18 protein-coding genes, 1 tRNA gene and 2 pseudogenes are annotated in these 21,049 nt (G+C 35.9%); 8 read left to right on the forward strand and 13 right to left on the reverse strand.

Annotated elements, in window-relative coordinates; all coding sequences use genetic code 11:
- Positions 1-65 precede the first annotated feature (65 nt).
- Positions 66-1,229: an MFS transporter gene (locus NDN11_RS13615; protein WP_251109951.1), complete on the reverse strand. Its 1,164-nt coding sequence runs from the start codon at positions 1,227-1,229 to the stop codon at positions 66-68.
- Between the two features lie 551 nt (positions 1,230-1,780).
- Here NDN11_RS13615 and NDN11_RS13620 point away from each other — a divergent pair.
- Positions 1,781-2,377 carry a LysE/ArgO family amino acid transporter gene (locus NDN11_RS13620; RefSeq protein WP_159882427.1) on the forward strand — a complete coding sequence of 199 codons (597 nt, stop codon included), beginning with the start codon at positions 1,781-1,783 and terminating at the stop codon, positions 2,375-2,377.
- A gap of 50 nt (positions 2,378-2,427) precedes the next feature.
- Here the strand turns inward: NDN11_RS13620 and NDN11_RS13625 are convergent.
- Together NDN11_RS13625 and NDN11_RS13630 are read right to left on the reverse strand one after the other, a co-directional pair.
- A tRNA-Ser gene (locus NDN11_RS13625) sits at positions 2,428-2,517 on the reverse strand.
- A gap of 96 nt (positions 2,518-2,613) precedes the next feature.
- A pseudogene (locus tag NDN11_RS13630) lies at positions 2,614-2,961 on the reverse strand (GreA/GreB family elongation factor); the annotation flags it as partial.
- Between the two features lie 108 nt (positions 2,962-3,069).
- Here NDN11_RS13630 and gmtY point away from each other — a divergent pair.
- Genes gmtY through greB form a run of 4 tightly spaced genes read left to right on the forward strand, consistent with a single transcriptional unit; the run spans position 3,070 to position 8,225 of the window.
- On the forward strand, positions 3,070-4,389 hold the full coding sequence (gmtY, locus tag NDN11_RS13635) for a gamma-mobile-trio recombinase GmtY (protein WP_251109952.1): 1,320 nt from the start codon (positions 3,070-3,072) through the stop codon (positions 4,387-4,389).
- Positions 4,386-7,142: a gamma-mobile-trio integrase GmtZ gene (gene gmtZ / locus NDN11_RS13640; protein ID WP_251109953.1), complete on the forward strand. Its 2,757-nt coding sequence runs from the start codon at positions 4,386-4,388 to the stop codon at positions 7,140-7,142. Before gmtY ends, gmtZ begins: the two co-directional genes overlap by 4 nt.
- A 4-nt stretch (positions 7,143-7,146) precedes the next feature.
- A complete protein-coding gene (gmtX, locus tag NDN11_RS13645; RefSeq protein ID WP_251109954.1) occupies positions 7,147-7,758 on the forward strand; it encodes a gamma-mobile-trio protein GmtX in 612 nt (203 codons plus the stop codon).
- The gene (greB, locus tag NDN11_RS13650) at positions 7,755-8,225 is read left to right on the forward strand and encodes a transcription elongation factor GreB (protein ID WP_251109955.1); all 471 of its coding nucleotides are present in this window, start codon (positions 7,755-7,757) and stop codon (positions 8,223-8,225) included. The genes gmtX and greB overlap by 4 nt, the downstream gene beginning before the upstream one ends.
- An 18-nt stretch (positions 8,226-8,243) precedes the next feature.
- Here greB and NDN11_RS13655 read toward each other — a convergent pair whose 3' ends face one another.
- The 6 genes and pseudogenes from NDN11_RS13655 to NDN11_RS13680 form a co-directional block, all read right to left on the reverse strand.
- Positions 8,244-8,900 carry a hypothetical protein gene (locus tag NDN11_RS13655; protein ID WP_251109956.1) on the reverse strand — a complete coding sequence of 219 codons (657 nt, stop codon included), beginning with the start codon at positions 8,898-8,900 and terminating at the stop codon, positions 8,244-8,246.
- Positions 8,900-10,033: a hypothetical protein gene (locus NDN11_RS13660; protein WP_251109957.1), complete on the reverse strand. Its 1,134-nt coding sequence runs from the start codon at positions 10,031-10,033 to the stop codon at positions 8,900-8,902. Before NDN11_RS13660 ends, NDN11_RS13655 begins: the two co-directional genes overlap by 1 nt.
- Positions 10,034-10,036: 3 nt before the next feature.
- The gene (locus tag NDN11_RS13665) at positions 10,037-11,143 is read right to left on the reverse strand and encodes a PD-(D/E)XK nuclease domain-containing protein (RefSeq protein ID WP_251109958.1); all 1,107 of its coding nucleotides are present in this window, start codon (positions 11,141-11,143) and stop codon (positions 10,037-10,039) included.
- 182 nt (positions 11,144-11,325) lie between these two features.
- Positions 11,326-11,712, reverse strand: a complete 387-nt coding sequence (locus tag NDN11_RS13670; protein ID WP_251109959.1) for a hypothetical protein — start codon at positions 11,710-11,712, stop codon at positions 11,326-11,328.
- A gap of 62 nt (positions 11,713-11,774) precedes the next feature.
- Complete coding sequence (locus NDN11_RS13675; protein WP_251109960.1) at positions 11,775-13,025, reverse strand: hypothetical protein; 1,251 nt, start codon at positions 13,023-13,025, stop codon at positions 11,775-11,777.
- A 157-nt stretch (positions 13,026-13,182) separates the two neighbouring features.
- Positions 13,183-13,323, reverse strand: a pseudogene (locus NDN11_RS13680) (transcription elongation factor GreAB); the annotation flags it as partial.
- 374 nt (positions 13,324-13,697) lie between these two features.
- Between NDN11_RS13680 and NDN11_RS13685 the strand changes: the two are divergent.
- A complete protein-coding gene (locus tag NDN11_RS13685) occupies positions 13,698-14,807 on the forward strand; it encodes an MltF family protein (RefSeq protein WP_251109961.1) in 1,110 nt (369 codons plus the stop codon).
- 56 nt (positions 14,808-14,863) lie between these two features.
- On the opposite strand, the gene NDN11_RS13690 is transcribed toward NDN11_RS13685, so the two are convergent.
- Both NDN11_RS13690 and ttcA read right to left on the reverse strand, forming a co-directional pair.
- A complete protein-coding gene (locus NDN11_RS13690) occupies positions 14,864-15,247 on the reverse strand; it encodes an SCP2 sterol-binding domain-containing protein (RefSeq protein WP_004801562.1) in 384 nt (127 codons plus the stop codon).
- A gap of 196 nt (positions 15,248-15,443) precedes the next feature.
- Positions 15,444-16,349: a tRNA 2-thiocytidine(32) synthetase TtcA gene (ttcA, locus tag NDN11_RS13695; protein WP_167250819.1), complete on the reverse strand. Its 906-nt coding sequence runs from the start codon at positions 16,347-16,349 to the stop codon at positions 15,444-15,446.
- A 498-nt stretch (positions 16,350-16,847) separates the two neighbouring features.
- On the opposite strand from ttcA, the gene NDN11_RS13700 reads away from it, so the two are divergent.
- Complete coding sequence (locus tag NDN11_RS13700) at positions 16,848-17,726, forward strand: lytic transglycosylase domain-containing protein (protein ID WP_251109962.1); 879 nt, start codon at positions 16,848-16,850, stop codon at positions 17,724-17,726.
- Between the two features lie 217 nt (positions 17,727-17,943).
- Positions 17,944-18,849 (forward strand): protease HtpX, encoded by a 906-nt coding sequence (gene htpX, locus NDN11_RS13705; protein WP_167250821.1) that lies wholly within the window; start codon positions 17,944-17,946, stop codon positions 18,847-18,849.
- A gap of 58 nt (positions 18,850-18,907) precedes the next feature.
- On the opposite strand, the gene NDN11_RS13710 is transcribed toward htpX, so the two are convergent.
- Together NDN11_RS13710 and mgtE are read right to left on the reverse strand one after the other, a co-directional pair.
- Positions 18,908-19,501: a DUF4112 domain-containing protein gene (locus NDN11_RS13710; protein ID WP_167250822.1), complete on the reverse strand. Its 594-nt coding sequence runs from the start codon at positions 19,499-19,501 to the stop codon at positions 18,908-18,910.
- A gap of 78 nt (positions 19,502-19,579) precedes the next feature.
- Entirely contained in the window at positions 19,580-20,917 is a 1,338-nt protein-coding gene (gene mgtE / locus NDN11_RS13715) for a magnesium transporter (RefSeq protein ID WP_167250823.1), read from the reverse strand.
- Between the last annotated feature and the right edge of the window lie 132 nt (positions 20,918-21,049).

Genomic DNA, 21,049 nt, shown 5'->3' on the forward strand with positions numbered 1-21,049 from the left:
AATTTTAAAAATAAAAAAAGATGATCACAATCAGCACAAAATAGCTTTGTCCTGATTGATATAGATTAAACCAGTCTTTTTCTCAAATAAATGATACTGAGTAAGGCAAATGCCAAACCAATAAAGGACGGCGCATAACCAAAAGGTGTAGCCAACAGCCCAACGATGACCGCACCTGCTACTGCACCGCCATAATTAAAAATATTAACACGAGCAATAATTTCATCGCGTCGACTTTCGTCCAAGCGACCTACAGCAGAATATGTAAGTGGAACCAAAGCACCTACTGCAACACCAGCCAATGCAAAGCCCAAAATAACGGTCACTAATGAATGACTTATTCCAGACAATGCACATCCGAATGCTCCAATCAGGAGCGTGACCAAGGCAATCCATGTCGCTGTTTTAAATTGCAGTAAATAATCAAGACTTAAACGGGTGAGTAAAATTCCAATTTGATAAGCGGCATATCCCAAAGGAGCAATCGTTGCCGAACTTGCCAAGACATCTTTGAGATAAATTGAACTCCATGTACTGATTGCAGAATCGACAGTAAACACAATCAAAATAATCAGCCCAAAAATAAGAAGTTGTTGATATGGAATCGCAGGTTTCTCTTGAGGATTTATTTCTGAGCATTGTTTTTGCTCAAATAACCAGTGTCTAGAGAGCTGAGAGGTGATAAATGCGATCACCACTGCAATGCATAATGCTGTCGTTGCTCCGAGTGCAGTTGAAACTGTGGCTGACATAATTAATGCCCCTAAAAATGCAGCTGCGGTATAACAAGCAAAGAAACCACCAAATACACTTTTACCAAGCCGTTGCTCCATCATAACTGCTTGCATATTTAGTGCCGCATCTAAACAGCCTAGTCCAAGCCCATAAAGCAAAAAGCTGGCAATCATGAGGATCATATTTGGACTAAATGCAGCAATTGCTACTCCTATCGCCTCAAAAATAAAACCAGTCACAACGGCCAGTCGTGAGCCAAGCTTGACTGCGATGCGATCCGCTAAAATTGAACCAAGCGCTGCTGCAATACATACCCCCAGAATAATCAGCGATAACTGATCATCAGAAAGTCTGAATCGACTTTTTATTGTGGGGAGTGCAGTCATCACGGTCGCGTAGCCAAGACCCTGTGTCGCAAAACCGAGCGCAATCACTTTCTTTGTTTTGCCGAGCATCAGACTGTTTACACCTTGAATATTATGATTGAGGTCCATGCCTGACTCACTTCATTATTTTTAAAATTTTTGCTTGGATATTCCTCGAACACTTCCTGTGTCGATTGTTTATAATTTTGATCTAAAAAAATTCTGAAAGTAAGGGCAATAATTGAAAAACAAGGGGGGTAATTCGGACAACTATATTTAAGCAGCTTTGTTGCACAAACCAACATCTAAACACTTATTCAGTTATATCAATCTCAGCTAAATAATGCTGTAGCTAAAGTCCAACGTACAAACCATTGGCTTTTATTCTGAATGCCTCATAGCAGTCTATTCACAATATCCCTTTCCAGCGATAGCAAAAGATGCTTCACCTTATTTAGTGTTCAATATCAAACCTTAAAAAAATTTAGCCAAACCAAAACAATCTTAATTTTACTGACTTTTATAAATAAAAAAAGATAATAGCAAACAGTAAATTTTTTAATGGAAAAAAAGCATCTAACACTTGATTTAAGCGTTAGACGGACTGCCTTTGCCTAAGCATCTGTAAGTTCTTTCCCAGCCAAAGCCAACACACCCCTATAAGATCGAGGAACCAAAATATGACTGCATTTTTCTATGGGCTTGGTATTGGCTTTTCTTTAATTTTAGCCATTGGTGCGCAGAATGCTTTTGTTCTAAAACAAGGCTTAAAGCAACAACATGTTTTTTGGGTTTGTTTGATCTGTGCGCTTTCAGATTCTATCTTGATTTATTTAGGGGTCATGGGCTTTTCAAAAATCGTGATTGACTTCCCCTTGATCGTTACCATTGCCAAGTACTTTGGTGCTGCTTTTCTATTTTTGTATGGCCTTAGAAACTTTTATTCAGCCATCAATAATAGCTCAGCACTTAACCCCAGTGAAATTGAAAAAGACTCACTATTTAAAATTATTGGTATGTGTTTGGCCTTCACATGGCTAAACCCACATGTCTATCTAGATACCGTGATTCTGGTTGGTTCGATTTCAGTTCAGTTTGCAGATCATCTGTACTTGTTTGCAGCTGGAACTATACTTTCTTCATGGATCTTCTTTTTCGCTTTAGGCTATGGCGCCAGAGTTTTATTGCCTTGGTTTAAAAAGGCAAGTTCGTGGAGAATTCTAGATGTTGTTGTTGGACTTATGATGTGGGCGATTGCAACTAAACTGTTAATCTAAAACACAGCGAAATAAAAAAGCCCTTATTTTCATAAGGGCTTTTTCGTATTTGGCGGAAGCGGTGAGATTCGAACTCACGGAGGACTCACACCCTCGTCGGTTTTCAAGACCGGTGCATTAAACCGCTCTGCCACGCTTCCAATGGCGGCTATCATATAAATAAAAGTTCAACTTGGCAAATCTTTTATTCAAAATAATGCATCAACCGCTCAAAATAAAATCAACCTGCTGTAATTTTAAGAATTTTCAGGTTTTTCATAGCGAATTGAGTTGATATACCACAGTTTTTTTCCCAATGGCGTGTGTACCTCAACTTCATCATCGACTTGTTTCCCAAGTAAAGCACGAGCCATGGGTGACTCAATCGAAATATGTTGTGGATGATGATCGTAGATTTCATCAATACCCACGAGACGCAATTTTTTTTGCTCCCCTGCATCATTTTCAATGTCTACCCAAGCACCAAAGTAGACCTTTCCCTCCTGCTCAGGTACATAATCGACAATTTTTAATTCTTCTAAACGTTTTCCCAAGTATCGAACTCGACGATCTATCTTTCTAAGTATTTGTTTATTATATTGATATTATAACCCCATGACTAAACATACTATTTACAACCCAATCAAATTGACAATTGATCAAATATTGTTAGCCTAATAATTAAACACCCAATAATATGTACTAAAAATTATATGCCTTATGTTCGAAAGATTTATGTAAATTACACTGACTGTACTACAAGAAGAGTATTAACGTTACCATCGATCCTTACTGAAAAAGGTGTGGTGATTTCTCACTTAAGGTATTTAGCTTGGTTCAACTCAAAAAGTGAGGCTTGGAAAGAACGCTCAAGTTTCGCTTTGCAGCTTTTGCTGAAATATATCAATGCCGTTCCGAATATTGAAAGTGCTACGATACTACTCAAATCATTTACAGAATCTCTAGCTACAGGGACAATCAATTATAAAACCCTTACTGATCCTCTCGATCTTTATTGGCGACCTAGAACTATCACTGACACTAATAACTTATTATTTCACATCACACACTATACTGACTTCTTAGCTCTACAAGATGAATATAACTCTCCAAGAGTTAACCCTTTTCGTAAAGCAACCAGCTATGAGGAACGCCTTAATTGGTGTGCCTATTACCACAAACAAGCAAATGTATTCCTAAACCATTTAACAAATAAAGACAAAGCAAATCTTACCCAACAACAAGTGCGCTTAGTTGGCTCATTACAAGAAAATCAATATGATACGGAATATGCAATCCGTTTCCCTGAAAACCAAATCGAAAAGCTTCTCTATTTAGGTTTTGAGAAAAATGGGCTATTCGACTATAAATCACAAGCTATTACAATGCTTATGAATTATGGAGGGTTAAGAAAAAGCGAGGTTTTTCACCTTTTCATTTCTGATATTACTTTGCACCCGAATCATTCGAAGGAAGCTTTGGTTCGTGTTTATCATCCAATTATAGGAAGTTCACCTGATCCAAATTATAGAAATAGGCAAGAGTATCTTATTTCCAAAACATCATATAAGCCAAGAAACACCTACTCATTTTCTGAACGATTATACTCAGGCTGGAAGACACCGTTATTAACTTCTAAAGATGGCTACTTTGAAGTACTTTTTAACCCACCTGAAAAAGCACGAGAATTTCTAGCAGTTTGGATAAACTACTTAAAATATCAACGTGTTGAGCCGCCAAAAAATAATCCCCACCCTTTTGCATTTACTAATAGCTTAGGAGCACCAGAAACAATTAAAAACTTCCAAAGACTTCATAAAAATGCAGTAGAACGAATCGGCCTAGAATGTAAAAAAGAACTTGGTACAAGTGAACATGGCCATAGACATGCTTACGGCTTCAGGGCTAGAACAGCGGGTCTAGATCAAATAGCAATTCAAAAAGCAATGCATCATAAAAGTCCTATCTCCTGTTTAGTCTATATCAAACCAACGCTAGAAGAAGTCAAAGAAAAATTAAGAGGCATAAAATGATAAAACACTTCAATCTAAGAAATATTAGTAAGTCAGGAGTTGCAACCTCTTATTCACCCTTTCCAAATTTTGAAGACTTGAAAAAAACTTGTAAGCAATTAGGGATTACAAATTCTGTTATTTATAAGAAAAGCTATCGTCAGCATAATTTACCAGCACATCCTGAACGTATTTATGATGAATGGATAAGCTATAAGGACTTTTTTGATATTCCAGAAATTATTACTTATCTAGATTTAAAGAAAATTATTCATGCACAAAACCTAAAGAATGCAAAAGAATATAAAGACTTTGTTAACAAACAAAATGATTCATCAATACCACTTGATCCACAAGGTAGCTATGGAGATGAATGGGAGAATTGGTTTAAATTCTTAGGAAAAGAGGAACCCTTTAAGCCCGATTTTATTTCTTATGAGTATCATGACTGGGCTACTAAAATAATTGAATTTATGAAAGTAGCTCGAGGTGGAGGTACAAAAGAAAGTCATTTATGTCGATTTGTACGTCTATACATAGAAAGATTTGATAAAAGTAAATCTCCTCATATTTTTCTAGTTCAGAAAAAATTCGACGTTAAACCCTTTCGAAATATTCTTGAAAATTGCGAATCTGATCATATGAGAAGAAAACTTGTGATTGCGGTAAACGAGTTTCTTGATTATATCATTAATAATGACCTGACTATTGAAGATGAAGATACAGGAGAAATTGTACGCGTTGATAATGCACGTAATCCCTTTACTCTATTATTAGCTCAACAGAATATTTCATCTTCCTCTTTACGCTCTGAAACAACCAAACCTTGCTTACAGTATCATTTTGTTAAAAAAGTACAAAATTGGATTATTCCCGTAACAGCAAAGAATTTCAGAGATCTGGCCCACTTACAAAAATTTGATGTTGACTGGGTTAAGATTAATTCCAACTTGATTGACCCTAATGACAAGGATTGCATCTACAAAAAAATAGATGATCAATACTATTTGTGGTGTCCAATTGATTGGATACATACATATGCTTTAACAAAGGTGCCATTGAGGGGTAGGCAAATTGCTTATAACGACTCTGGTGAAGCCGATAAGTACATTGCTGATATTGATGAACATAATCAAATTATCTGGATAGAAAATCCGTCATTATTTGCTGGCTTGACCAAAGAGCAATCCTTTATAAAACGTATGCCAGATGGACAATTGGGTATGTTCACTACTACCAATAAAACCAATAATAATGGATTAGGTTATACCGTACCCTGGATTCCAGAAGATCTTGCATATTGGCTAATAAAATTAAGAAAATGGCAGCAAAAGTATAATGCTATTAAGGCCCCTAGCACTTGGTTAGATTGCCAAAGAACTAACTTAAATGAGTTACAAAGAAAATCTAAAGGTATAAATTGTTTTTTATTTAGAAGATTTGGGGATTTTGAACCGGCAGCGGTGTCTAATGCATTAACACCTCGATTAGCAACCGCTCTTTACTATATACAACCTACTAATCTTAACTTATCAAATCTTGAAGGTAATCCAGCAACAATAGGTGCATATAAATCAAAATATACCCCACATAGTATGCGTGTAAGCCTCATAACAGCATATGTCATAGAGATGGGCATGCCTATCGAGATAGTTATGAAAATTGTTGGGCATAGTTCAGTAATTATGTCCATTTATTACTGCAAAGTTTCTCAACAGGACATAAGGACGAAGCTAGAAGAAAGTGAAAAAGTTATATTAAAGAATGAAGCTGAAGCAATTCAACATACAATTGAACAGAACAAAATTGAAGATATCAAAAATCAACTAGTTGGCAGTAACGCTGAACTATTACAAGCATTAAATAATGATATACCAGCTGGAAATTATATTTTTAGAGACTATGGTATTTGCCCTTTTGCAGCATCAAGATGCCAAGATGGTGGAGAATTAATTCAAAGTAGCTCATTCTATACCCCGACCCCTCAAGGTTATTTGGGGATTCAAAATTGTATTAGATGCAGACATTTTATTACTGGACCAGCATTCTTAGGTGGACTTCTAGCGATTGCAAATGAAATTTTACTACAAGCAAATACTCAATCAGATGCATGTAGCCAATTACAAAAGAAAATTACTTCACTAAATCATGAAATTAATAAATTAGAGCAAGAAGAATATATAGCAAATCTCAAACAACAAGAATTCTTAGGTAAAACACAACGCCCTAAGCTCGAAACTGAATTACGCAATTTTGAATCAGAATATGAGTTAACAGCGAAGAAATTAGATATGTTGCTATGTGATATCCAAGCAACATATGGGCATATAACTCGTTGTCATAACTTAATAAATAGTAATCCCTCTGATACAAGTACAAACGAGCTATCTCTCATTACGATGCGAGATGCAGAACTCATTATTGAAATGGAGGAGGTCAATCATTATCAGCAACTTCAGGAAGTCTGTGAGAATGCAGTAATCTATAAATCATGTAATGCTGATCAGGCAATTTATCCTAGAACACAATTGATTGATAGAATGGCTATGTTTAATGAAATTATGCCTAGCCTTTTCACTCTCACTAAAGAACAGCAACTCATGGCAGGAAACCAAATTTTTAAATTATTAATGAACAGATTAAAAACTTGGGATAAAGTCCAACAGGTAATAGACTGCCGTATCAAATTCACAGAATTAGCAGACACTGAACAAATTTCGAAGTCAGATATTGAACTTATCATGACGAATTCAAAGAATCTTATTGAGGGCTAAAAACATGAGTCCTGAAAAACTACTTGAACATTTAAAAAGCGATTCTTCAAGCAAAATACAGCAAACATTGACAGCTATTTATGATATTTGCATGGAACAACAAGAACGAGGAATATATGACTTTTCTATTTCTACAATTGCAAAATTAGGATGCAAACGTGGAGTTCCCCAAGCACAAAGTATTCGCAATAAAACAGGTGAAAAATACCGAGCTTTGATCCAAGCATTTGCTGATTCTTCATCCAACAAGAAGAAGCTTAAAAAACTTTCTAAACAAGAAACTGATTGGATTTCCGAAATTGACAATCCTAAGCATCAATTATTGATTAGGATCATGGCCTCAGAGCTAAAAGAAGCACAACAGATGCTCCGAGAAATTATTCCCCCAAAACAAAGAATTGATATTTATGACCATAAGCATATGATATCAGACCAATCATTTAAATTAACAGATCAAGAAGTACGAGCTTTGCAATATTTACTATCATCTGACTTCCAAAAAAAGTGGAACTTGAAAACTACTGAATACGGAGCTTTAGTAGATGAAAAGAACCTACCTGTATTTAAGGTAGCAACTCTAGATGCATTGCGTAAAGCTTTGGAATATTTATCATGAACCGCAAATTATTAACTGCTGAAGGATATCAACGTTTACAAGATGAACTTAATGACTTGGTTCGTAAGGAACGCCCTGAGATTACAAAAATTGTATCCTGGGCAGCAAGTTTAGGCGATCGGTCGGAGAACGCAGATTACCACTACAACAAAAGAAAATTAAGAGAAATAGACCGAAGAATCAGATACCTAACCAAACTATTTGAAGTCGCGCATAAGGTTGAATATAGCTCTGAACAAGATGGGAAAGCATATTTTGGAGCATGGGTTGAGTTAGAAAATGACGAAGGCGAAACTATTAAATTTCGTATTGTGGGAGATGAAGAAATTTATGGTCGTAAAGACTATATTTCTCTCCAATCACCTATGGCGAAAGCTTGCTTGGGTAAGTCCGTAGATGATGAAGTTCGAGTACAGACACCTAATGGTTTAAGGAATTGGTATATCATCTGTATTAAATATAACTAGATATGAGCTAAATAATACTTAGAAAAATAGTAAACTAATTAGCTTTGATATTGTTTTAAGACGAAGATCTGCATGTCTAGAAGCAATGATAAGTCCATTCTTAGATAATTCAATTATATAAGTATGCTCATCAAAGTAAGAAATTTTTACTTTTGATAGATCGTAATAGACATCACCAAAAATTTTTTCAAAATCTAAAATTGCATTTTGAGTTGATGTAACCTCTAATGAACCCTTAGAGTTCTTTGAAAGAGACAACTCATTAAACCTTGCCTTTAATATCTGAAATTGATTTAAATTTTTTGCTTTACTTACAAAATCTTTAAGGTTTATTTGTTTATTTTTAAATAAAATTTTCATTCTAAGAATATTATTAAAATATTCAAGTAAATATTTAGTATACTTACTTGGTTCACTTATAACAAGAAAAAACCTACCATTAATATGGTGAAATGAGAAATCTTGATAAAGATAGTAGTCAAAAGAGATTAAAAGCTCTTTACCATTCTTATCAATAGTCTTTTCTGCACGTTTAACTTCTTTATAAAAAGTAGCCACCAAAGTACTTTGATCAAATTTAACATTTAGAAAATCATTAAAATTTTGATTAGCTATAACAGAAAACAGCTCATCGAATGTAATTTTTAAGTTACACTCAATAATATGAAATTTCATTATCCATCACTCCCATTTGATTCAAGATTGGAGTTTTCACCCTCATTAATTGGGGCCAACAATCTTAAAGGTTGCGTTGTTAAACTTTCTATCAAGCTGATCCCTTTAGTAAAAACTATTTTATTAAACTCTAAATCCAAACTATTAGGAATAGGGTTAAGTGTTTTTGAAAATCTACCATCTTTATTTTTATAAAACCCTTTAGAAATAAATGAGAAATTGCTTTTCCCATTTTCATCATATGTAACTTTAATTGATAACCGATATTTATCTGAGTTAGTTATATTAGAGTCCACACAATCCCAATTAAATCTATATAATCTATAGCCTTCTTCTAGCTTCTCCATAAAATCTGCTGACATATGGAGTTGATTACCTCTATAAGATGCACTTATAAGCTTATAAGTTCCTTCATCATCGTCATCACTATTACTACTATTAGGATCTTTAAATAATATTTCAACAACATTTGTGCGAGTATATCTATCCAAACTTGATGTTAACTCATCAAAAAACTGCCAATATAAGCTTGGTTTCGTTAATCCTATTAAATCAATTTTATCGACGCCTAACGTAGAATCTTGCTCCTTTAATATATTTATAACAGACTCACTCCACAATATCATTTCAGGTGTAGCGGGATGCTCTAAATAGAATTGCTCTTGGCCATCTATTTTTTTAAAAGTTAAAACAGACTTTTTATTTTCTATTTGGGCAAAAAGTTGCTTTTCTGGATGAAACTTTTCATAGTCAAACTCAAGAGATAGAACGTTATTACTCATCTTTTGTGAAACATTTTTAAGCTGTATATTACCAATATTTAGATCCAAAGAAGATTTTATATTTGAAATAATGGGTACAACATCAGTAATTTCTAACTGTGTATTCAAATTTGTAGAAGATGTATATTCAGATCGTTCTACTTTACTATGTTGTGCTGAGATTACCTCAAAATCCTCAAAACCATGCATAAATGAAGAAAAATAATCTGCTTTATTCTCTCTAGTTGTTTTACCACCTAAAATTATCCCTCTTTTTAAAAAAAGAGTATTAATAACAGAATCTGAAACTTTACCAGTACTTAATGCACTATATATATTGTAATCATTAGGTATATTATAAGATTTACTCATAGCTTATTCCTGAACTGGAGATCTATCAATTTTTTGATTACAAAAGATTTTTTGGATTATAGTAACTTCAGCAAACTCAATCCTATTAAATATATTTTTCATACTGTCGCTGTAATCCCACATAACACAATATTTTTCTATAGCCGCATGAAAGTTCTGCATAGCCGTACTTGCTTTATCTCGCGCACAATGACGTATGCGAGTCTCACAATTTTCAGAAATTAACTCGTACATCATCAATGTTTCAATTAGATAAATAAATTCATCAACCGTACTACCACTTTCTTTGTAATATATAATATTACCTCTACTCTTTTGTATAATGGTAGGGTTTGCTGGTTCTAATGGGTTAGGCTCAAAATCTGTATAATTATCATAATTCATGATAAAAAAAGGTCCGCTTATCAATTCTATTGTTGCTGGACACTCTTGTGGCGTGATTCGACTTTTAAACCGCTGTCTATTTGGATAAAAAAATGAAATAGGAGCATAAGCATCCGACCGTGGAACTTTTTGCTCTGTCCTTAAAACATTTAAATCATGCTTAATTGATAAGATACTATCTATTAACAAAGGTTCAATGATATGAAGTTTAATATTTGCAGGTACATTCAAATCCTTTAAATGAAATCTTGCAGGCGCTCTTCCAGGCCCGACATGTGGGGGATTTGGATAATCATGAATAAATGAATAAAATGGTTTATCAAAACGCCCATCATGGTTATAGACAAACAAAAGTCCTCTTATATCATAACTCCCCTCTATACCATATCGTTGTTTCCATTCCGCACTTGCTAAGCTACATACAGTCCCCTTAGTAATACTAATCAACCATTCTTTAACAACTTTATAACCAATTGAATCAGAGGCATAACTTTTTAAATCAGTATTTAGGAATACTCTTTTATTTTCATAAGGATCATCATAAAAAATAACTAAATCTGTAGGATGGGTCTTATCAGCCGTTTCAGCAGCACCTACGAAATGTTGAGGTTTCATTAAGCAAGGAAAATCTAAATCATTTTCAGGATGGATCGTCCATTTAAGAAAGTCACCGATCTCTTGAGTGATTAAATTAGCTAATTCAGCAATTCTTATCGTTTCTGACACGCGTCCCTCTACAATTTATTAAGTTGAAAATTAACTCTTCTAAATTATAAAGCGAAGAGTAAAATTAATAATATCTCTATATGCTCTTTAAGTGTATGGTTTTATAAAATAAAAATCTATAGTTTTAATATAAAGGCGTCAGTCTGTGACGCTTAATATTAATTTAATGGTTTTTCATATTTCTAACCCAGCCTAATTAGCGCTTTTCTCATTTCATCCAGTCTAAGACGTTGCCCCTCTACACAACTTTTATGACGCTCAAACATTAGTTGCTCTTTATCTTTCCAGTTGTTAAGAATTTCTTGACCCTGTTGAAGTTCTTGTTCTAATTTACCAATCCTTATTTTAAGTGCTACTTTTGCATTCCATTGCTGCAATAACTCAGCTTCCACCTCTGCGTGTGTAACCTCTCCCCTAACCATTCTCTCAAAGTCTTCCTCAGTTCGCTTTTCTGCAGCCTCTATGACATTTTGAGGGTAAGAGTGGCCCAAGATACTTTTTGCTAACATATGGGCTGTACGGAGCTCTACAAATTCTTCATCTGTATATACATGTCGCTCTACATTCATTTAGATTCTCCAAACCTCTTCGTAATATCCTACCTCTATTAAAAAAAACATGGAACACTTGATCACTCTGATTTTATTGATAGTTTACTTAACCATTTAGAAACGATTTCTTTTGTGTTCATTCCAGCCCAATTATGTTGATTATCAAAGAAATTTAAGCTTATAAATTGCTCAATTTTGGAGAATTGCCAATTATCAGGTAGTTTTTTAGGATAGTTTGGCTTCTTTTTCGAATCGACTAAATATTTAATATAATAAGCAATTTTATTCGAGTATTTGTTCTTATGCTTTTCATGATCAATTTCATCTTTAATTTTTTCTATAAACAAATCTCCTGCTAGCAGTTTTGCCTGATAAAACAAAAGGCTATATGAATGTTCTAGATCAAAGTATTCTGACAGTTGGATTAAATTAGTTTCTAAATTTAAATTTTTCTCATAGGGAACTGGAAATTTCGAGAAGACCTCTGGAATTAAATTATATATTTCTTGTAATCTAATATTTTTAACAAAATTTTCTATTTGCTGGATATCAACCATGTCTAATTTAAACATGTCAATAAAACCGCCAAAAAATATTTTCAACTCGTAATTACTAACATCCTCATCTATAGCCAAATAAATGCCATTTTGCACTTTAATTTGAAGAACTCTTACTAATGAATCATATTGTTCGTCACTAAGAGTAGAGCTATTTTCTTGCAAAAATAAACTTATTTGCTCTTTTAAATTATTTAAATCTTTGTACTTATCAATTATGGCTCTTTTATCAAACAAGGATTGAAGCACAATATTTGCCCCACCTCTTTCTTCTTCATAAAAACTATCCCACACTTTCTTATTGATAAATCTTTCTTCTCCCATTGTGTCAAGAGATAGGAATAGAAAAATGTATATCATTTCAAGATAGCTAAAATCGAATTCAGAAAAGGTTTTTTTCTGCAATATATTTTTATATTCATCAATAAAATCCTTAGCTTTTTTATTATTCTTTTTTAACTCACAATTTACACATAAATAACCTTTCTTAAAAAACTCTTTATAAACACTCCTATTCTTAAAACCTACTCTTGAGTGACATTTTCTACATTCAAAATTGGTATCTATAAGTTCTAGGCAGCTATGTAATTCAATAAAATTTGATAATTCTTTTGTATTTGTAAATTTATATTGTTCTGTAATTGTTTTAGCACTAATTGCAAATTTCAGATCACCAGTCGTTGTGTAAGTTTGTATCCAATAATCTTTAACTATTTGAAGATCTTCGCCATCTAAGTTGCTCAATAATTTTATTTCAAAAGACTCAGGTCTCATAAGGATCACCCTAATGTTTGGATTGAGTAGTTCTAGTTGTTCGTTTTAATCGTTAAATCTTTTTATAGTATATTTTTTAGTATATGTACTATCTCTAAGGTTATGTTTTTGTTATTTTAAAAATAAAATAGTACAAATCATAGGGTTATAAAAATCAGTCTGCATTTTCAGAACGATCGCCAAGGCTTGCCGCCCAATTTACTTTTTTAGTGATTTCAGGACGTTCGTCATGCCATAGCTTTTTTAGCTCTGCGACCAAAAGATCATGTCCAGTACGTGTAATTAAATTCGATTTCATAAGCCCAAATACGTTAATACAACAGTCCATTTACAAGTTTTTGCATTGTATTCCTTATTTCGCCACCGCTAAAGTGTATAAATTTTATTCTTTTCCAAATCATAGGTTTGTGATGTAATTCTCAATTTTTTATTGTGCAAAATTTGACATTCTTGGTTTTGACGCTTAATATGCGCCCCTAAGTTTATTTTTGTTTATTTTTTATACACTTTGTAAATGTTGTGAAACATTTGCACCATCTTTCCCTTTAACTCAATGTCATTACTGAATGACGTTCATGACTTGCCCACCCTTATTGAATTTATCAACTTTTAAAAGTTAAGGCAGTGTTTTGCTGAACTTTTTGGGCATAAATTACCTGTAGCGGAGACAACATGCACAGTAATTCAAGTTCTGGGTCGAGGCCTAGCCTTAACTCTTTATCTTCCAAACGACCTTTTCAAGTTTTAGCGTTAGGAGCTGCAATCCTTCCTTTCAATAGCTTGAATGCTGAAAAATCACATCAATACAATACAGTTGTGAATACCAACGTTTTAACTGTAGTTGCAGTTGAAAGTCCAACCACGGTCTTTAAAGACGGTCAATTCCAACATGGTTTTGGTTATGACTTAGTGCGTAATTACGCACAAAGCTTAAATGTAAAGCTTGATTTCAAAACCGTTCCTGACAATGCCACGGCATTGAAATGGGTTGCTCAAGGTAAAGCGAACATTGCCATGACAACAGCCAATCTGGCTGCGATTGAAAATAAACAACTGGTTTCATTTTCAGCAAGTTGTGGTGATCAAGCAAGCTTAAGCAAAAATGGTTTAAATCCTCAGTTAAATTGGGTGTTTAAACAAGCTGATGATCCGCTCACACTCACAGCGAGTGGTTTTATCTGTCAAAGCAAGCAATCAGGTACAACTCAACAATTGGCCTCATTCTATAACCGCAATGTGGTTAAACCAGAGTCTTGGTCTACGATTCAAAGAGATTTGAATCAACGCTTGCCGATTTATAAGGCAAGTTTTAAACAAAGCGCATCTAAATACAATTTAGATTGGCACTTACTCGCAGCAATTGGCTATCAAGAGTCTTATCTTAAACCAAGCTCAGTTTCTCCCACTGGTGTACGTGGTTTAATGATGTTGACCAACAGCACTGCCAAAGCGATGGGCGTAAGCAATCGCTCAGATCCACTGCAAAGTATTCAAGGTGGCGCGAAATATTTTGATCTGATGTTAGATCAATTTGGCAATGTGCCTTATCCAGACCGTAACTGGTATGCCTTGGTTGCATACAATATGGGTCCTGGTGCAATCAGCCAGATTCAGAAACGAATTCGTGCACAAGGCAAAGATCCAAATCAGTGGGTCAATTTATATGACTATTTACAACGCAACCAAGCACGAAATGGTCGATATAAACAAGCCGTACAATATGTGACGCGTATTCGTACTTATTTAGAGCATCTCAAAACCAATAGCCGTATTGATGTCTAACTGAATAGATATAAAAAAAGCTTACCTCTGGGTAAGCTTTTTTTATTCGGAAAGAATTAAGCAGTAAGCTCAAGTACTTTCTTGAATAAATCTTTTTGCTCTTGGCTTGGCTTGGCTGTTTGTAAAGCCATAAGCTGAGACATATCGCCTTGTACTTTGATTTTACCAGTCATGAATGCCTGCATCGCAGCAGCCATATCAAACTCCAAGAATACTTTACGTAAAGTTTCAGCATCCATGTTCAAAGTTGTTTTAGCATTTGAAGATAAACCCTTTTGGATTTTACCAGCATCTAAAGCCAACTCTGTATTACCAGCTGCATCTGTTACAACCAAGTTAATCGCTAAATTCGCAAGTGCTGGCGGCAAGTTTAAATCACCTGCTTCAGCAGTAAGTTTTTCAACAGTTGCAAACCAATCATCAGTTAAAAATGCAGCCATGATTATTCCTCAAATGTATTTGTTCAATTTCTTGTGCCATCTATCCAGACGACATCTCATGAAGCAATTTGCTCGTGCCCTGTTATAGCATGTAATTTTTATTTTAGGCTATGATTTTTTGTACGCGTGATTCAATTTTTAAAATTTTTATAAAAAAAAGGTACTTAACAAGTACCTTTTCAAAAAGTTTTACACTTTACTCAGCAGCAAAACTCAGATTGACCACATCCAGGCGATTTTTCAGCTCTTCTGGGTCTTTCAAATCAAACTCACGTTGGGCATCCAATGCTTCAAAATCGAATAGCTCACGGTCCGCCAATTGTGACGGAGACACATTCTGTAAGGCACCAAAAATACTGTGTAAACGTTTTGGATGCTGCTTATCCCATTCACGCAACATGTCATTAATAATGGCACGTTGTAAGTTTTCTTGTGAGCCACACAAGTTACACGGAATGATTGGGAACTGGCGTAAATCCGCATATTTGATAATGTCTTTCTCTTCGACATAAGCCAAAGGACGAATCAGAATATTCTTTTTATCCGATGAAAGTAATTTTGGCGGCATCGCCTTCAAACTACCACCATGGAACAAGTTCAAGAAGAACGTTGCCATAATGTCATCACGGTGATGACCTAATGCAACCTTGGTTGCACCAATTTCTTGAGCGAAGCCATACAGCGAACCACGGCGTAAACGAGAACATACTGCGCAGTAAGTTTTGCCTTCAGGTGTTAAACGCTTGGTAATGGTATAAGTATCTTTTTCAAGGATGTAATATGGAATATTGTTCTCTTCCATATAACGCGGCAAGATATCTTCAGGGAAGCCAGGTTGCTTTTGATCCAGATTGACAGCCACAACATCAAAATTGATAGGTGCAATCCGTTTAAACTGCAACAAGATATCCAGTAAGGTATAGCTGTCTTTACCACCAGACACACAAACCATGACCTTATCACCATCTTCGATCATGTTGTAATCACGAATTGCATGCCCAACCTGACGACGAAGCTTTTTCAACAAGCGATAATACGCTGAACTTGTAGGAAGTTCTGGCTTGAAATTAAATCCTTGGTTGGATTCCACTGGCGCGTACATAGACGTGATTTACTCATAAACAAAAATACCCGCAAGATTTTATCTCATTCAGAAAAAATGCGCATCTAAAGAATTTTTCAATTTCTTCCAATCGTCATATTTGAGTTTCATACTGGTAAAATTCTGATCAAAAAAATTTAGATTCCGCTGGATTGCTTATATTTCAAACTTTTCCACAGTTGTCCACAAAAGCTGTGGATAAATTTGTGGATTTCTTCGCTATTGACAAACTCTTTTTATCTTAGAATAAGGCTTCTGATTAAATTGATCATTTTTTAACCAATGATTTTATAAAAATAAAATCAACGACTTACATAAGTCAAGACTTAGTTTTTAAAAAAAATATTTTAATTTTTTTTGCTGAACATTCGAACAAAAAGACTTGATTTTTGTCTGACAGCCGAAAATAAAAAAATTGTAGCGAAAGTTCTTTTTTTACTTTTTTTTGTTACACTGCTGTGAAGAACTTATGCTCATCCTTTCGTGAATATTATAACGATGAACAAAACAACTTATTTTTTTGCCCTTTGCTTGGGGACAATCGGTTTTTTAAATGGCGTAACGTCAAGTTATGCTGGGCAGACTATTTACCAATTTAAAGACAATAATGGGACGACTCTCCTTACCAATAAGAAAAAAGCAGAGTACAGCCATTTAAAAGTCGTCAAAGCAACGTATTACCCTGACAGTAATATCCATAGCTATAGTAACTGGGGGGCAACTGAAGCTTCTGTGCTACCAAGCTACAATCGTAATAAAAATGCATTCGACCACCTAATTCGCCAAGCAGCACAACAGCACGGTGTTTCAGAAGGTCTGATTAAAGCAGTGATGCATACTGAATCAGGCTTTAATATTAATGCACGTTCTCCTGTCGGTGCTCAGGGTCTAATGCAACTCATGCCTGCAACTGCACGTCGTTTCAACGTCAGTAATGCCTACGATCCTCAACAGAACATTTTTGCAGGTGCACGTTATTTAAGTTGGTTAATCAAACGTTTTAATGGCAATACCCAATTAGCAATCGCTGCCTATAATGCAGGTGAAGGCAACGTTGACAAGTATGGTGGCATCCCTCCATTTCGTGAAACTCAAGATTATGTACGTCGTGTCACCAGTCGTTATCAAAATCTTTATGCTTCAAGCTTAGGAACATCACCAAATACCTCAGTAAATACCCCTTCTAACGGGCAAATCGTGGCTCAATCGGAAAATTACACTGCACCAGTAAATGACACTGTTGCGGCACCTACTGTATCAAAACAATATAACCGTCAAATTATTACCCTTGCCGATGGTACCTTTACCGATGCACCTTCTGGGACCTATACCACCACGAATGCCACTGCTTCTGCTCGAATCCGTCTGAGTGACTAAGCGTTAAGACCATCAATTCTCACAGAATGATTTTTGTGTAATATTTTTATACAAAATTGCTTTTAAGTCCCTGTTTCACAGCCAATTCATCGTTTTATAGGCTAAATGTATCTACGCCTATTTTTTGCTTGAATTTTTAGGGTTCGCCCTGCATATTAGCGTTATGATTTATAATTTATAAATCAGATCACTTTATCTTTATAAGAGGATTTTCTCAATGATGCGGATTGGTTTGTTCTTGCTAACCAACCTCGCGGTACTGGTTGTAGCTGGCATTATCTTGTCACTCTTCGGTGTCGGTAGTTACCATGGCGCAGGGGGCTTGAATCTAGGCAACCTTTTAGTCGTCTGTTTTGTCTTTGGTATGGTGGGTTCTATTATTTCCCTGTTCATGTCGAAGTGGATGGCTAAAAAAACCACTGGGACTGAATTAATTGACCCAAATGCACCCCGTAGTCAAGCAGAAGCTTGGTTATTACAAGAAGTGGCGCAATTATCTCAACGTGCAGGTATTAACATGCCTGAAGTGGGTATTTTCCCTTCTTACCAATCCAATGCATTTGCGACAGGTTGGAATAAAAATGACGCATTAGTAGCTGTTTCTACAGGGCTATTAGAGCGTATGAACAAAGATGAACTTCGTGCAGTACTCGCGCACGAAATCGGTCACGTTGCCAATGGTGACATGGTTACCCTTGCACTGATCCAAGGTGTGGTCAACGCGTTCGTGATGTTCTTTGCACGTATTGCGGGTGACTTCATTGACCGTAATGTATTTGGTCGTGAAGATGGTGAAGCACCAGGACTTGCTTATTTTGCCATTACCATCGTACTCGACATCGTATTCGGTATTATGGCCTCTGCCATCGTGATGTGGTTCTCTCGTCAACGTGAATATCGCGCAGACGAAGCTGGTGCACGTTTAGCAGGTAAACAAGCGATGATCTCTGCTCTACTTCGTTTACAAGCAGAATCAGAAATGCCAGATCAAATGCCGAAAGAAATGAAAGCATTTGCGATTGCGGAAGGTAAGGAACAAGGCTTTAGCTTAGCTGCTTTATTCCAAACTCACCCAACAATTGAACAACGTGTTGCTGCATTACAGCAATTAAATGTTCAATAATCAGTATCAGATAAATGATAAAGCCTCCGTGATGGAGGCTTTATTTTTTCTTAAAAATCTAGGGTGCTTGGAAAGATTGATAAAACTGCCACAGATAACTAAAGCCTGCCCAAACCGCGATGCCCAATAAAATTAGAACCGCGATTCCCAATAAATCTGGGATACGCAACCAAATCCAGCTCACGATTGGATTACGCCAAAATGCTGAGGTTTTTTGCTTCTGCTCAAGCGACTCATGTAAGAATGGATGGACCACATGAATATCGCTGTGTACTTGATATTCCTCACGGATATGGTCATGTACAATTTCAAGCGTCTTACGACTCGGACGGATAAATACATCAAATAATGTGCCGACAATCGGTACAAAACCCACCAACATATCCATAATCGCCAGTCTGACCACACCCTTCAATTTATGCTGTGGTACACCAATCTCCCTCGCCTTTTTAAACGCATACAGCGTTAAAATAAAGCCAGCAATATCACCTGCAAAAGGAATGGTACTCAGTGCAGCATCGGCTCCGACCCCCTGTTTGGTGAAAGGAATACGCACCAAACTGTCCATGGTATTGGCAAATTTTGCTAAATCACGTTCGACAGCAATCGCTTGCTGCTGAGTTAATTTTTTTTGTTCTGTTGGAGCAGTCATTCACTCAACCTAAAAACCATGTTTATGCTTGAGAATAAAGCAGATTTTCCGTTTTGTCGGTACAATTATTATTACCAATCAGAATAAAATCATCGATGCGATAAATAAATACACCAGCACACCTGTCGCATCACAAATTGAGGTCACCAAGGGTGCCGATGCGCTGGCAGGATCAAGTCCCGCTTTATTTAAAATGAAAGGTAAACTCATTCCAATCAAACAGCCCATGAGTACAATACCCATCATGCTCAGCGCCAATACCAAAGCCACCATTTCATCACCACGGAAATAACCCAATAGTGATACAGCGATAGCCATGGTTCCACCTAGGCATAAAGCCACCAGACTTTCTCGTCCTAACAGATGAAACCAGTCTTTAAATTGTACATCTCCCGTTGCTAAAGCACGTACCATAAGCGTTGATGATTGTGAACCTGCATTCCCTCCACTTCCCACCAATAACGGTAAGAAGAATACCAACACCAGATTTTTTGCAATCACATCTTCATAGTGGGCAATACCTATCCCTGACAACAAGCTGCCGAACACCAAGAAAACTAGCCAAAAAACACGCTTCTGATAAAGTTGCAAAATGGGTGCAGACTTAATACTCAGTTTAGATGAGGCATTCACCGCACCGACTTTTAAGAAGTCTTCGGTTGCTTCTTCGCTGGCCACATCCATCGCGTCATCGTAGGTGACAATGCCGACCATCATCTGGTGATGATCAATAATCGGCAAGGCAAGCAAGTCATAACGTGCAATGGTTTTTGCTACTTCATCTTGGTCTGTATCCACATAAGCGGTTAAAACATTGGTTTCCATCAGCTCATTAATATTCTGCTCTTCAGGTGCAAGAATTAGCTGCTTTAAAGATAAGACCCCAAGAATTTTACGTGCTTCGTCGAGCACATAAGCAAAATAGATCATTTCGGTATCTGGTGCTTCAAGACGTAGCATTTTGATCGCGTCATTGACCATCATATTTGGTTTTAAAGTCGCATATTCTGAACTCATGATCGCACCAGCCGTCCCTTCTAAATAAGACGACAGTTGGCGGATATCTTCGCGTTCCGCCTGTGCCAAGGCTGGTAACAATGCATTTTGTTGTTCTTCATCGAGACACTTAAAAACGTCAGCACGTTTGTCCGATGACATTTCCCCTATCATTTCGGCCAAAATATTTCTAGGCATGGCTTGAGCCAGTTTGACTTGTTCACTTGGTGGAAGATATGAAAATACATAGGCCCGATCGGGTAAATGCGTGAGCAGCAATTGACTTTGTTCAGCCGAGAGCTGTGTCAATAGATCTGCGATATCGACTGCTTGAAATGTTTCAACTGATGCAAGCGCCAGTTCAATATGATTATTTTTAAGTGCGTCGCTTAATAAATATAAAAAGTTGTTGTAGCTCATATTCGCCTCTTCACTACAAAATATCTGCAATGAAGAACTAAACACGGCGTATTATTTTACGGTCGAATAGAGAACTTCATTCAGATTTTGATCAATATAAAAATGTGTAATTTGGAATAAACTACAACTCTG

Origin of the sequence: Acinetobacter sp. C26M (assembly GCF_023702675.1) — a bacterium.
In the GTDB taxonomy this organism is placed as follows: domain Bacteria; phylum Pseudomonadota; class Gammaproteobacteria; order Pseudomonadales; family Moraxellaceae; genus Acinetobacter.